This window comes from Neisseria sp. P0008.S002 (genome assembly GCF_051962805.1).
GTDB lineage: Bacteria > Pseudomonadota > Gammaproteobacteria > Burkholderiales > Neisseriaceae > Neisseria > Neisseria perflava.
In genome coordinates, this window is sequence record NZ_JBQCUY010000004.1 from 248,301 (window position 1) to 261,830 (window position 13,530).

The window sequence follows — 13,530 nt, forward strand, 5'->3', positions numbered from 1 at the left end:
AAACACACAAAAAGGCCGTCTGAAAAAGGTTCAGACGGCCTGAGGTCAATATCGAAAGTCAACAGAATATGAGCGCAAACAACAGCCGTCTTGTGGTTCAAAACCTGCAAAAAAGTTTCAAAAAACGCCAAGTCGTCAAAAGCTTCTCCCTTGAAATCGAAAGCGGCGAAGTCATCGGCCTGCTCGGTCCCAACGGCGCGGGTAAGACCACCAGCTTTTACATGATTGTCGGCCTGATTGCCGCCGATGCAGGCAGCGTGATGTTGGACGGCCAAGAGTTGCGCCACCTGCCGATTCACGAACGCGCCCGCCTTGGCGTCGGCTATCTGCCGCAGGAGGCCTCGATTTTCCGCAAAATGACCGTGGAACAAAATATCCGCGCCATTTTGGAAATCAGCATGAAGGATAAAAGCCGCATCGATGCCGAACTTGAAAAACTGTTGGCCGATTTGAATATCGAGCGCCTGCGCAACAACCCTGCGCCGTCCTTGTCCGGTGGCGAACGCCGCCGTGTCGAAATCGCACGCGTGCTGGCCATGCAGCCGCGTTTCATTTTGTTGGACGAACCTTTTGCCGGCGTTGACCCGATTGCTGTCATCGATATTCAGAAAATCATCGAGTTCCTCAAATTACGCGGTATCGGCGTATTGATTACCGACCACAACGTGCGCGAAACCCTCAGCATCTGCGACCGTGCTTACATCATCAGCGACGGTACGGTATTGGCTTCAGGCAAGCCGGATGATTTGGTCAACAATGAACAAGTCCGTTCGGTTTACTTGGGTGAAAATTTCAAATATTGAATGCATATTTGACGGTATATGAGACCCTCATTTCAATTGAGGGCGGCTATAAATATTGGAATAATCACTAAAAATACAAATATAATACCGATAAACTAATCTTTCAGACGGCCTGCCGTATAAAGGCCGTCTGAAAAACTATCCATACATTTCGAATTAAACACTATGTCTTCACTCGTCCTTAAACTCAAACAGACCCAGCAGCTCAACCAGCGGCTGCAACAGTCTCTGCGCATCTTGCAGATGTCGGGTCTTGAGCTTGAGCGCGAAGTGGAAGACTGGTTGTCAGACAATCCTCTGCTTGAGCGTCCGGAAAGCGATGAATTTGCCGATAGCGGGCTCAACCGTGCGGTAACCATGCCGCGCGCAGGTCAGCAGTTGAGCGGCGACGATGCCGAAGATATTTGGAGCAACATCGCCGAAGAAGAGGATTTCAAACACTATCTGCATGCCCAAGTGTGCGAGCATCCGCTCTCGCAAGTGGAAGCGGCCTATGTTCACGTCTTGATTGATTTTTTGGACGAACAAGGCTACCTCACCGACAGCCTCGAAGAAATTATCGACCACACGCCGTTGGAATGGATGCTGGACGAAGAAGCCCTGCAAAACGCGCTGGATGTATTGCAAACCTTTGAGCCGCCCGGCGTGGCGGCGGCGGATTTGACCGAGTCGCTTATGTTGCAGTTAATGCGTTTGCCGGCTTCTCCTGCCCGACAAATGGCCGCGCATTTGGTGCAAAGTTCGCTTCAAGACTTAGGCAAAAACCGCAAACAAAACGTTCTGCGTTTCCGCAAACTTTATCCCGATACCGACAGCAAAACCATAGAAGCCGCGCTCGATATGATTGCCGGGCTCAATCCCTATCCAGCCTACGGCTTCGCCTCTGCCACGCCTACGCCTTATATTCAGCCTGACGTTTGGGTCAAAGAGGGCAAGGACGGCTGGGAAGTCATCAGCAACGAAGCGGCTTGGCCGAAGCTGCAGCTCAATCAGGAATATTGCGACCTGATGAAATCAGAGGAAGAGGGCGCACCGGAGTGGAAGGAAAAAATCAACGAAGCCAAGCAGCGCATTGATTCTTTGGAGCTGCGTAAAAGCACTGTCCTCCGCCTTGCCGAGTATATCGTCAAAAATCAGGAAGATTTTTTCATCTTCGGAGAAATCGGCCTGTCTCCCATGCTGATGAAAGATGCCGCCGCCGAATTGGGTTTGGCGGAAAGTACCATCTCGCGTGCCGCCAATCAGAAATATTTGTCTTGCCCGCGCGGCCTGTTTGCGTTACGCTATTTCTTCACACAGGCAGTCAATGCCGATGATGATGGCGAAGGGTTCAGCCAAGGCGCAATCAAAGCCGTATTGAGCCAGTTGATTGAAAGTGAAGACAGCAGCAAACCCTATTCGGACGAGACCCTCGTCAAATTATTAAAACAACGCGGCATTGAAATTGCCAGACGTACAGTTGCTAAATATAGAGAATCATTAGACATCCCACCGGCACACAAACGAAAATTTACCGAGTAGATATATTCCGATCCGTTTTGACGGACTAATCAACCGAAGGAGCTGTATCATGAATCTGAAAATCACCGGTCTGAATTTTGATGTTACCGAAGCCATCAAAAACTATGTTTCCGACAAGTTGGCACGAATCAATCGCCATGCCGACAACATCATTTCTGTGACCATTACGCTCTCGGTGGAAAAAGTCAATCAAAAAGCCGAAGCTGATGCGCATCTGGCAGGCAAAGATTTGCACGTTGAAGCGATTGAACAGGATATGTACGCCGCGATTGATGTTTTGATGGACAAGCTCGACCGCGCTGTTTTGAAACATAAAGAAAAAAGCGGCGATGTCCGCAGTACTGTCAAACCTGAAGCAGAATAAAATTTTTGTATGATAAAGGCCGTCTGAACATTCAGACGGCCTTTTGTTTTACTAGAAGTTTTAGACTGGCAATCTAGTTACTCACTTTTTCGCCATTCCACGGTGCCACTTTAAACAGCAGCAACATACCCGGTATGCCCAAAGCGAAACACAGCCAGTAGAAATTAAAGTAACCCATCGCTTCAATCAGATAGCCTGTAGAGGCGTTGATAAATGTACGCGGTACAGCGGAAAGGCTGGTAAAGAGGGCTAATTGTGTGGCCGTAAATGCAGGATTGGTTTCACGAGCCATATAGGCAACAAACGCCGCTGTACCCAGACCTACGCCCGCTGCTTCTGCACCAATCACTGCCGCAAGCATCATTTGTTCTGTCAGTGTGATGGTTTCAAACTTGCCAAAATTTGCCAACCAGGCAAAGCCTAGAATAGTAACCCATTGCGCCACGCCGAAAACCCATAATGCCCTGTTGATCCCGAGTTTCAACATCCAAATACCACCGGCAATGCCGGCAATCACAGCAGGCCACAGGCCGGCATTTTTGGCAATGAGGCCGATGTCGGTTTTGCTGAAGCCCATGTCCAGATAAAACGGTGTAGCCAAAGAAGTGGCCATGCTGTCGCCCAGTTTGTAGAGAAAGATAAACAGCAATACCAATATGGCCTGTTTGATGCCTTTGCGGGAGAAGAACTCACTGAAAGGGTCAGAGACTGTTTGGGCAAATGTACGAGGCACAGTTGGCGGAATGTCAGGCTCTTTAGCTAAAAACAGGGTCATCAGCAGACCGGGCAGCATAAATAGTGCAGTAATGATGAATACGTTGTGCCAAGGCATTAAATCAGCCAGAATCAAGCTGAGTGAGCCAGGTACCAAAGCAGCAATACGGTAGGCATTGACGTGGATGGAGTTGCCCAAGCCTAATTCTTCATCTGACAAAATTTCGCGGCGAAATGCATCCAATACAATATCTTGGCTGGCAGAGAAAAAGGCAACCACCAACGATAAGCCCATAATTACATATAAATGCTGAGCAGGATTTAGGAAGGCGTAAATGAGCAAGGTCAGCAGCAAACCAATTTGCGTAACCAGCATCCAACCGCGCCGCCGTCCTAAAAAAGGTAATCTGACCAAATCAATGACGGGAGACCAGATAAATTTCCAAGTGAAAGGCAGCCCGATAAGTGCCATCAGGCCGATGGTTTTCAAATCGACATGTTCGCTGCGCAACCATGCAGGAATAAGGTTGATCAGAAAATAAAGCGGCAGCCCCGAAGTGAAGCCTGTAAAGATACAAATCAGCATACTGCGCGAGAAAATCTTGCGCCAAGTGCTGGTTTGGGGTGCGGTGGTCATAGTGGAATCAATAAAAAAGGAAAGGGATATTGTAGCAAAGATGGGGGATATGGCGAATTAACTTCTGCTATCTTTATTGAATAAAGGCCGTCTGAAACTTTGACAAATTAAGTTTCAGACGGCCTTTTGTTGGAACAACTGGTTTGGCGGGCAACGGAGACTTCAGGACGGAAGAAGGGTTGCTTGGGTGTATTCATAAAATTGAAGTTAAGAAAGTTTCAGACGACCCCTAGAGATCGTTTGAACGATGAGAAATATCAGTGGTAATTTGTGCCGTCAGTGTAGCCGTTTCCTGATTTGTCCACAGCAAAAGCAGAAATCGGACCGACCGTTACTGTCCCTTTAGGCTGAGTTTCTTGGTAATACTCATATGCTGCAACACCCATACCAGTTGCAGCACCAACAGCAGCACCAATTGTGCCACCGACCATAATAGCTGGTCCGGCAGGAATACTGCCAAAAGCTATACCGACACCCAGACCAATACCTGCACCAATTGATCCTCCTATTTATGCACCATTTGCTCCTCCTTGAAGGATTCTCTCTCCTAAGCCTCCTCCATAAATTAGTTCCAGATCCTCAATGGATAGTTCAATCATGTTATTTTTCCTTTTCAAAAAAATTAGATGTAGAATATTGAGTCAATACACCCAATATGGAAAAAATAATAAAAGCATGAATATAAATCATAAAATCAACATTATCTCCTTGGTAGCTTTCATAAATAAAAACGATTGGTATTGATATACAAATTAAAATGTACAGGTACTTTGAAATTACCAGTAACTTATACACAAATTTTGATTTCATAGCCTAGTCTTTCATTTGAATAAAATCTACCCTAATCAACTTTCCAACCAACTTCCTAACTTCTTCATGCTTTCCCTGATTGAAGTTAACCAGTAGATTTTTCAACAATATGTATATTATGTTAAATAATAAATGGTAATTGTCACATTCAAATATTAAGGATAACCTACTTTGAAACTATATCGCTTTGATGCGTAATTCTATAAAAAACATTGAATTTTCATGTTTTCTATTTATCCAGTATTTTGGAGTTGATAAGTGAGAGCAAAAAACTTTGGAAATCTACGATTCTCCTTCCAACACCTCATCATTTCTCTAGAGAATTTAGGCAAAGGCGATATTGATAACTCATTTCATTAAATGGAACCAAATGAGAATAATTTATTTATAAAATCCTTTTAAATTAATGGGTTACAATAAAAATTGATAAAATAAAATTGACTATTCTCAATAAAATGAGTAAAATTCATCCGCAAATACAAATTTTGTATTGTGATACATCTATCATAACCGCATTAAGAAAAGGAGTTAGTTATGCTAAGTAAGTCAATTACAGCAAAATTAAACGAACAAATTAATCTCGAGTTGTATTCATCAAATGTCTATTTGCAAATGAGTGCATGGTGCCATAAACATGGTTATGAAGGCGCTGCAGCATTTTTACTTCGTCATGCCGATGAAGAATTGGAACATATGCAAAAGTTGTTTACTTATGTGAGCGAAACCAGTGGAATGCCTTTGTTAGGTAAAATTGACGCCCCTAAACACGATTACGCTTCATTAAAAGAAGTTTTTGAAACAACACTTGAACACGAAAAACTAGTGACATCTAAAATTAATGAGTTAGTTGAGAGTACTTTTGCAGAAAAGGATTACTCTACTTTTAACTTCTTACAATGGTATGTAGCTGAACAGCATGAAGAAGAAAAATTATTTAACAGTATTGTTGATAAATTCAAACTTCTTGGTGAAAGTGGTACAGCGCTCTACTACATTGATCGTGAATTAAAAACTTTATAAGAATAGGAGAAATAAAATGTTATCAAATAGCGTGATTAAACTATTAAATGATCAAATGAATTTAGAGTTTTATTCTTCTAACTTATATTTACAAATGAGCGCCTGGTGCGAACAACAAGGTTTCGAAGGAGCTGCAAAATTTTTATCAGAGCATGCGGCTGAGGAAATGCAGCATATGCGTAAACTCTTCACTTATTTAAATGAGACCGGCGCATTGGCTATCATCACACAAATTGATGAACCACCTCATCAATTTTCATCATTGAAACAAGTACTTGAATTAACTTATGAACATGAAAAGTTAATTACCTCTAAAATCAATGAATTAGTTGGTAGAACTTTTGAAGAGAAAGACTACTCTGCCTTTAACTTCTTACAATGGTATGTGGCTGAACAACATGAAGAAGAAAAATTATTCAGTGGAATTTTGGATAAATTAAATCTTCTTGGTGAAGATGGTAAAGGTTTGTTCTTAGTTGATAAAGATTTAGGCGCATTAACAACAAACAACTAATCAAGTCTGATGAAAAAGGCTAAGTCATTATCGATTTAGCCTTTTTTTATATCAAAATCTAGCTACTTTTGTCTAAAAGTGCGGTGCTTTAACGGTTCATTCTTACCGCCGATTAGGTTTTGAAATGCCCGTAAGACAGGCAGATATGCTTGTCTTACGGGCATTTTATTTTCAGACGGCCTTCGATCTTGCGTTGCAGTTGCGGTAGAAGGCGATCAGACCGTTGGTGGAGCTGTCGTGTGCAGGCGTGCCGCGTTCGAGTTCGGGTTCGATGGTTTTGGCCAGCTCTTTACCGTATTCCACGCCCCATTGGTCGAAGGGGTTGATACGCCAAATCACGCCTTGAACGAAAGTACGATGTTCGTAAGCAGCCATCAGCATGCCGAGGTTGAAAGGCGTCAGGCTGTCGATGAGCAGGCTGTTGCTCGGACGGTTGCCGGGGAATTCTTTTTGCGGTGCAAGGCGGTCGCGTTCGTCTTGGGGTAGGGCGGCCAATTCGATTTGCACTTCGTCTAAGGTTTTGCCTTTCATCAGCGCTTCGGCTTGGGCGAAGGCATTGGCAACGGTAAAGCGGTGTTGGCGGTGGTTGCCGTAGACTGTGGTCATGGGGACGATGAAGTCGACGGGAATCAGACGCGTGCCTTGGTGCAGAAGCTGGAAGTAGGCATGTTGGCAGTTGACGCCTTCATCGCCGAAGACAATGCCGCCAGTGGTGCAGGAAACGGGTTGGCCGTCTGAAGTACGCTGTTTGCCGAGGCTTTCCATATCGAGCTGGTTGAGCCATGGTGTGAAGAGGCGCATGTTGTGGCTGTATGGGACAACGGTTTGGCCGTCTGAATGTTGGAAGTTGTTGTACCAAACGTTGATGAGCGCCATCAGGACGGGAATGTTGTGGCGGAATGGCGTTTCGAAGAAGTGGGTATCCATCGCGTGTGCGCCGGCCAGCATTTTGCGGAATGCTTTTTCGCCGACGGCAACCATCAGCGGCAGGCCGATGGGCGACCAGACGGAATAGCGGCCGCCGACCCAGTCGGACATGGCGAAGACTTTGTCGGGGGAAATGCCGAAGTTTTGGGCGGCGGCCACATCGGCAGAAATGGCGCAGAAGTGGCGGTAGATGCCGGAATCGGGCAAACCTGCATCGCGATACCAAGTACGCGCCGCATAGGCATTGAGCAGGGTTTCCGGTGTGCGGAACGATTTGCTGGCAATGCTGAATACGGTGGTTTCGGGGTTGAGGCCGAGAAGGGTTTGGGTCAAGTCGGCATCATCGGAATTGCTGACAAAGTGGACGCGGATGTTTTGCCAATAAGGCTGCAGCGCCTGTGTGGCCATGCGCGGGCCCAAATCGGAACCGCCGATACCGATGTGAACCAAGTCGGTAATCGGTTTGCCGGTAATGCCTGCGTGGGTGCCGTCCAAAAGTTGGCGTGCGAACTCGAGTGTGCGGTTGAGTTCGTGATGAACTTTGGACACGATGTTTTCGCCGTCAACGTAAATGGGTTGGGCATTGGCCGGCAGGCGCAGGGCGGTGTGGAGGACGGCGCGGTGTTCGCTGGTGTTGATTTTTTCGCCGTTGATCATGGCCTGCATATATTGTGGCAAATCGGCTGCTTCGGCCAGTCGGCACAATAAATTAAGGGTATTTTCATCCAGACGGTTTTTGCTGTAATCAAATAACAAACCGTGCAGAATTTCGTGCATATTGTTGAAACGTTCGGCATCTGCAGCGAAACGTTCGCGCAGGGTAACGTGTTGCGTATCGGCATGATGGGCTTCCAAGGCCTGCCATGCGTCTGAGTATGCGGTCATCTCGTTTCCTTAGTATGTAACGGTAAAATAAGCAGGATAGATAGGTATTTCCTGCTTTTTTGTAGTGGCTTGTAGTTTAACAAATTTGAACAGGTTTTGGGAGGTGGCGGGGGTGTTTTTGTTTAAGAAATGTATGCAAAATGAAAAAGAAATGATTGATTATCATCAAGTTTCTGTAAAAAAAAGGGGTATGACACCGATGTCTGCTGTGTTATCCTATGTAACATTATTGAAATCTTGTCGGGACGGGTCCGTAAGATGGCTACAATTTATGATGTCGCTGCTTATGCCGGGGTATCTCCCAAGACGGTCAGCCGGGTGATTAACGGCGATGCGCCGGTCAGTGATAAAACCCGTTCTAAAGTAGAAACAGCGATTGCTGCTTTGGGCTATATCCCGTCTTCTGCGGCGCGGATTATGCGGTCACACCGTTCCGGCTTGGTCGGTCTGATTACCGGCGCCATTTCGCGGACAGGCGAGAATACGGGCGGACACGGCATACCGGATATGTTCTTGATTAAGGGCATTCAGCAGCAGATTCGTGCACAAGGCAAGATTTTGATGATTGCCGACATCGACAACAAGCCAGGGCAGCCCGGTCAGATGGAGCCGCTGATCCGTACCTTTATGGAGCATCGTGCCGAGGGGATTTTATATGTGGCCGGTTTCCATCAGGAAGTATTGCTGCCGGAAGTGCCCAACCGTTGCCCGATGGTGTTGGTCAACTGTTTCGATTTGGCAGGTACGCCGTCGGTTTTGCCGGACGATGAAGCAGGGCAGTATGGCTTGGTGCGCCGGATTATCCAAAGCGGACACAAACGGATTGCTTATGTGACTTTGCAGCCGGGCGTAGAAGCAACGAGATTGAGATTGGCCGGATACCGCCGGGCTTTGGCGGATGCGGATATTGTCTTCGATCCTGATTTGGTGCAAACTGGTTATCCTGACTTCAGCAATGACAGCGGATCTTTGATTTCGGCTATTTTGAAACTGTTGTCTTTGACGCTTCCGCCGACGGTCATTTGCTGCGGTAACGATGAAATGGCAGTACGCGTGTACGGGATTTTGAGGACGCGCGGCGTGCGGGTTCCCGAGCAAGTTTCGGTTGCCGGCTATGATAACCACAGCGCGATTGCGGAGACGCTGTTTCCGCCGTTGACCAGTACCGAGCTGCCTTATCTGCGCATGGGCGCGATGGCGGCGGATTTGCTGTTTCAATACATTGAACACCCGACCGGCTCGGTTCAGTCAGTCAAGGTCGTTGGGGAAACCATCTGGCGTCAGTCTGTGATTAATAAATAGTTTCAGACGGCCTGAAAATAAGCTTTAAACAACGCAAACACACATCAAAATAAGATTATGTAAACGGTCAAAATAAAGGCCGTCTGAAAACAGGATTGCCTCATTAAAAAGGCGGCCCAATACAATAAAAGCGTCATACCGCTGAAATTGGAGTTTGTTGTTTCCATAGTTTATTATCCAGGAGTAGCCTTACTATGAAAATCTCCCCACAAGTGGCGATGACACTTCGCCAGATTATGCTGATGAACTTCGGTTTCTTCGGTATTCAATATAGCTTCGGGTTGCAGCAAACTGCGATTAACCCGATTTTCAGCTTTCTTCATGCCGATCCGAGCCAATTGCCGATTTTGAATATGGCAGGCCCGATTACCGGTTTGCTGGTGCAGCCGATGATTGGTGCGATGAGTGACCGCACTTGGGTGCCCGGATTGGGCCGCCGCCGTCCGTATTTCTTGATTGGCGCCATTGGTTGCAGTCTCTGTCTCTTTATCTATCCGCACGTTACCGCCTTGTGGGTGGCCGTATTGCTGCTGTGGCTCTTGGACATCAGTAATAATACTGCAATGGAACCTTTCCGTGCCTTCATTGCCGATACCGTTCCTGAACACCAGCAATCCACCGGTTTCTTGATGCAGTCTGTGTTTACCGGCTTGGGCATTACCCTGGCCAACGTTTCCCTCTATATCTTCCAACAAATCGGCTGGTTGCAACAAACTTCCGAAGCAGGCATTCCGTATTGGGTATTCGGTTCGTTTTATATTGGTGCGGTCTGCTCCATCGGTTCGGTTTTGATTACCGTTTTATCAACGGCCGAACGCGAGCCCAGCCCTGAAGAAATGGCGGCCATTAAAGCCCAGCCGAGCGGTCCGGCCCATGCTGTTAAAGATATTGTCGTTGCCGTGCGCGAAATGCCGACTGCCCTGTGGCAACTGGCCTTGGTGTATCTCTTCCAATGGTACGCGCTCTTCATCTACTGGCAATATATTTCCCACAGTATCGTCCAATCCGTCTGGGATTCGACCGTTGAAAATACCGAAGCGTATAGCCAAGCGGTTGCATGGACCGGCCTGGTAAACGGTTTTTACAACGTGATAACCTTTATCTCCGCCTTTGGCCTGATGTGGATGGCGCGCAAATACGCCGCCAAATATGTTCACGCCTTTGCCGTAACCCTTGCCGCACTAGCCTTGCTCACCATTCCGCACATCGGCAACAAATACCTGATGTTTGCGCCGATGATTGGTTTCGGTGTCGGTTGGGCAAGTATGATGGGCGTGCCGTTTATGATTGTGGTCGGTTCTATTCCGAAAGAACGTTACGGCGTGTACATGGGTATTGTGAACATGATGATTGTGATTCCAATGCTGATTGAAACCGTATCTTTCGGCTGGGTGTACAGAACTTTCTTGGGTTCAAACCCTGCCAACGCGATGACTTTTGCCGGTGTTTCCCTGGCCATTGCCGCAGCGGTGACCTTAACCATTAAAACTGCGGCCAAACCGGCTACTGCAGAATAACGAAGTTTTGATTTAAAACCAAAATGAAAAGGCCGTCTGAAACATGAAAGGGTTTCAGACGGCCTTTTTTGTCGAAACGGATTCCATTTGCTGACCTGATTCGGAAAGCCTTATTGTCGCTGCGCTACCGTTCATCACTCAAATTGGCTATGACTACCGATTTTGCTTTACAATATCCTTCTTTAATTTATTTCGTTTTACCATCCTGATGACAGAACACATTTCCGCTCCAAGTCCATCTCCTGTCGGTGAAGACTACCTGCTGTTAGGTCAATACGCCGAACGCGCCTATCTCGAATACGCCATGAGCGTGGTCAAAGGCCGCGCGCTGCCTGAAGTTTCAGACGGCCAAAAGCCTGTACAACGGCGTATTTTGTTTGCCATGCGCGATATGGGTTTGACGGCGGGGGCGAAGCCGGTGAAATCGGCACGCGTGGTCGGCGAGATTTTGGGTAAATACCATCCGCACGGCGACAGTTCTGCCTATGAAGCGATGGTTCGCATGGCGCAGGATTTTACCTTGCGCTATCCCTTAATCGACGGCATCGGCAACTTTGGTTCGCGCGACGGCGACGGGGCGGCGGCGATGCGTTACACCGAAGCGCGGCTGACGCCGATTGCGGAATTGCTGTTGTCCGAAATCAATCAGGGGACGGTGGATTTTGTGCCGAACTACGACGGCGCGTTTGACGAACCTGTACACCTGCCCACCCGTCTGCCTATGGTGTTGCTCAACGGTGCGTCGGGCATTGCGGTGGGTATGGCGACCGAAATCCCATCGCACAATTTAAACGAAGTCACACAGGCGGCGATTGCGTTGTTGAAGAAACCGACGCTGGAAACCGCCGACCTGATGCAGTATATCCCTGCGCCCGATTTTGCCGGCGGCGGTCAAATCATCACGCCGGCAGACGAATTGCGTCGGATTTACGAAACCGGCAAAGGCAGCGTGCGCGTGCGTGCGCGTTATGAAATCGAGAAGCTGGCGCGCGGACAATGGCGCGTGATTGTGACCGAGCTGCCGCCGAACGCCAATTCCGCCAAAATCCTTGCCGAAATCGAAGAACAAACCAACCCGAAACCGAAAGCGGGAAAAAAGCAGCTCAACCAAGACCAGCTCAACACCAAAAAGCTGATGCTGGATTTAATCGACCGCGTGCGCGACGAGTCAGACGGCGAACATCCTGTGCGTCTTGTATTTGAACCAAAATCCAGCCGCATCGATACGGATACTTTCATCAACACGCTGATGGCGCAGACTTCTCTGGAAGGCAATGTGTCCATGAACTTGGTAATGATGGGTTTGGACAACCGCCCTGCGCAGAAAAACCTGAAAACGATTTTGCAGGAATGGTTGGATTTCCGCGTCGTTACCGTAACACGCCGTCTGAAATTCCGTTTGAGTCAAGTGGAAAAACGGTTGCACATCCTCGAAGGCCGTCTGAAAGTCTTTCTGCACATTGACGAAGTGATTAAAGTCATTCGTGAATCAGATGATCCGAAAGCCGATTTAATGGCGGCGTTCGGGCTGACCGAAATCCAAGCCGAAGACATTTTGGAAATCCGCCTGCGTCAGTTGGCGCGTTTGGAAGGTTTCAAACTCGAAAAAGAATTGAACGAGTTGCGCGAAGAACAAGGTCGTCTGAATATTCTTTTGGGCGACGAAAACGAAAAACGTAAGCTAATTATCAAAGAGATGCAGGCGGACATGAAGCAGTTTGGTGACGCGCGCCGCACGCTGGTGGAAGAGGCCGGACGCGCCGTGCTGACACAAACCACCGCCGACGAACCCATCACGCTGATTCTGTCGGAAAAAGGCTGGATACGCAGCCGTGCCGGACACAACCTTGATTTGAGCCAAACCGCGTTCAAAGAAGGCGACCGTCTCAAACAAACCCTCGAAGGCCGCACGGTTTTGCCCGTCGTCATCCTGGATTCATTGGGCAGAACCTATACGCTTGATGCCGCCGAAATCCCTGGCGGACGCGGCGACGGCGTGCCGGTTTCATCCTTAATCGAGTTACAAAACGGCGCGAAACCCGTCGCCATGCTCACCGGCCAGCCAGAACAGCATTACTTGCTCTCAGGCAACGGCGGCTACGGTTTTATCACCAAGTTGGCCGATATGGTCGGACGCGTGAAAGCGGGTAAATTGGTCATGACCGTGGACAGTGGCGAAACCGTCCTGCCTCCGGTTGCCGTCTATGCTTCTTCACTGATCAATCCCGACTGCAAAGTCGTACTGGCCAGCAGCGACCACCGTCTCTTGGCGTTTTCCATCGGCGAACTCAAAGTCATGCCTAAAGGCCGCGGTTTGCAGCTGATGTCGTTGGCTGAGGGTGCATCTTTGGAACACATTATGGTGACGACCTCTTCTGAGTTTACCGTTGTATCGGTCGGCCGACGCGGTGCAGAACATCAGGAAAAACTACGTATTGCCGATATTGACGGCAAGCGCGGTAAAAAAGGCAAGGTATTGGAAATATCAGGCCGTCTGAAAAGTTTGTCCTGAAACA

Annotated in this window: 11 protein-coding genes; 8 read left to right on the top strand and 3 right to left on the bottom strand. The window is 48.0% G+C overall.

What is annotated here, in order from left to right; all coding sequences use genetic code 11:
* Positions 1 to 68: 68 nt before the first annotated feature.
* The 3 genes from lptB (at position 69) to hpf (ending at position 2,688) form a co-directional block, all read left to right on the top strand.
* Positions 69 to 803: an LPS export ABC transporter ATP-binding protein gene (lptB, locus tag ACTHSA_RS06380; protein WP_107737380.1), complete on the top strand. Its 735-nt coding sequence runs from the start codon at positions 69 to 71 to the stop codon at positions 801 to 803.
* A 165-nt stretch (positions 804 to 968) separates the two neighbouring features.
* Positions 969 to 2,324: an RNA polymerase factor sigma-54 gene (gene rpoN / locus ACTHSA_RS06385; protein WP_004518851.1), complete on the top strand. Its 1,356-nt coding sequence runs from the start codon at positions 969 to 971 to the stop codon at positions 2,322 to 2,324.
* Between the two features lie 49 nt (positions 2,325 to 2,373).
* Complete coding sequence (gene hpf / locus ACTHSA_RS06390) at positions 2,374 to 2,688, top strand: ribosome hibernation-promoting factor, HPF/YfiA family (RefSeq protein ID WP_003686778.1); 315 nt, start codon at positions 2,374 to 2,376, stop codon at positions 2,686 to 2,688.
* A 73-nt stretch (positions 2,689 to 2,761) separates the two neighbouring features.
* Here the strand turns inward: hpf and ACTHSA_RS06395 are convergent, their stop codons facing one another.
* On the bottom strand, positions 2,762 to 4,039 hold the full coding sequence (locus tag ACTHSA_RS06395) for an AmpG family muropeptide MFS transporter (RefSeq protein WP_371459658.1): 1,278 nt from the start codon (positions 4,037 to 4,039) through the stop codon (positions 2,762 to 2,764).
* 257 nt (positions 4,040 to 4,296) lie between these two features.
* Positions 4,297 to 4,470 (bottom strand): hypothetical protein, encoded by a 174-nt coding sequence (locus ACTHSA_RS06400; RefSeq protein WP_224783520.1) that lies wholly within the window; start codon positions 4,468 to 4,470, stop codon positions 4,297 to 4,299.
* Between the two features lie 913 nt (positions 4,471 to 5,383).
* Here ACTHSA_RS06400 and ftnA (ACTHSA_RS06405) point away from each other — a divergent pair.
* Positions 5,384 to 5,869 (top strand): non-heme ferritin, encoded by a 486-nt coding sequence (gene ftnA / locus ACTHSA_RS06405; RefSeq protein ID WP_003686837.1) that lies wholly within the window; start codon positions 5,384 to 5,386, stop codon positions 5,867 to 5,869.
* 16 nt (positions 5,870 to 5,885) lie between these two features.
* Positions 5,886 to 6,383, top strand: a complete 498-nt coding sequence (gene ftnA, locus ACTHSA_RS06410) for a non-heme ferritin (protein ID WP_003686798.1) — start codon at positions 5,886 to 5,888, stop codon at positions 6,381 to 6,383.
* A gap of 171 nt (positions 6,384 to 6,554) precedes the next feature.
* On the opposite strand, the gene pgi is transcribed toward ftnA (ACTHSA_RS06410), so the two are convergent.
* Positions 6,555 to 8,195: a glucose-6-phosphate isomerase gene (gene pgi / locus ACTHSA_RS06415; RefSeq protein WP_440366999.1), complete on the bottom strand. Its 1,641-nt coding sequence runs from the start codon at positions 8,193 to 8,195 to the stop codon at positions 6,555 to 6,557.
* 258 nt (positions 8,196 to 8,453) lie between these two features.
* On the opposite strand from pgi, the gene ACTHSA_RS06420 reads away from it, so the two are divergent.
* From ACTHSA_RS06420 to parC, 3 genes are all read left to right on the top strand, one after another.
* Complete coding sequence (locus tag ACTHSA_RS06420) at positions 8,454 to 9,497, top strand: LacI family DNA-binding transcriptional regulator (RefSeq protein ID WP_049344511.1); 1,044 nt, start codon at positions 8,454 to 8,456, stop codon at positions 9,495 to 9,497.
* A gap of 194 nt (positions 9,498 to 9,691) precedes the next feature.
* A complete protein-coding gene (locus tag ACTHSA_RS06425; RefSeq protein WP_049344509.1) occupies positions 9,692 to 11,014 on the top strand; it encodes an MFS transporter in 1,323 nt (440 codons plus the stop codon).
* 208 nt (positions 11,015 to 11,222) lie between these two features.
* Entirely contained in the window at positions 11,223 to 13,526 is a 2,304-nt protein-coding gene (gene parC, locus ACTHSA_RS06430; protein WP_440366997.1) for a DNA topoisomerase IV subunit A, read from the top strand.
* Positions 13,527 to 13,530: the final 4 nt, after the last annotated feature.

Bases quoted from the DNA above. Each gene is read 5' to 3' on its own strand.
- ACTHSA_RS06425 (WP_049344509.1), top strand. From the start codon at position 9,692: ATGAAAATCTCCCCACAAGTGGCGATGACACTTCGCCAGATTATGCTG.
- ACTHSA_RS06395 (WP_371459658.1), bottom strand. From the start codon at position 4,039: ATGACCACCGCACCCCAAACCAGCACTTGGCGCAAGATTTTCTCGCGC.
- ftnA (WP_003686837.1), top strand. From the start codon at position 5,384: ATGCTAAGTAAGTCAATTACAGCAAAATTAAACGAACAAATTAATCTC.
- lptB (WP_107737380.1), top strand. From the start codon at position 69: ATGAGCGCAAACAACAGCCGTCTTGTGGTTCAAAACCTGCAAAAAAGT.
- hpf (WP_003686778.1), top strand. From the start codon at position 2,374: ATGAATCTGAAAATCACCGGTCTGAATTTTGATGTTACCGAAGCCATC.
- ACTHSA_RS06420 (WP_049344511.1), top strand. From the start codon at position 8,454: ATGGCTACAATTTATGATGTCGCTGCTTATGCCGGGGTATCTCCCAAG.
- parC (WP_440366997.1), top strand. From the start codon at position 11,223: ATGACAGAACACATTTCCGCTCCAAGTCCATCTCCTGTCGGTGAAGAC.
- pgi (WP_440366999.1), bottom strand. From the start codon at position 8,195: ATGACCGCATACTCAGACGCATGGCAGGCCTTGGAAGCCCATCATGCC.
- ACTHSA_RS06400 (WP_224783520.1), bottom strand. From the start codon at position 4,470: ATGGTCGGTGGCACAATTGGTGCTGCTGTTGGTGCTGCAACTGGTATG.
- ftnA (WP_003686798.1), top strand. From the start codon at position 5,886: ATGTTATCAAATAGCGTGATTAAACTATTAAATGATCAAATGAATTTA.
- rpoN (WP_004518851.1), top strand. From the start codon at position 969: ATGTCTTCACTCGTCCTTAAACTCAAACAGACCCAGCAGCTCAACCAG.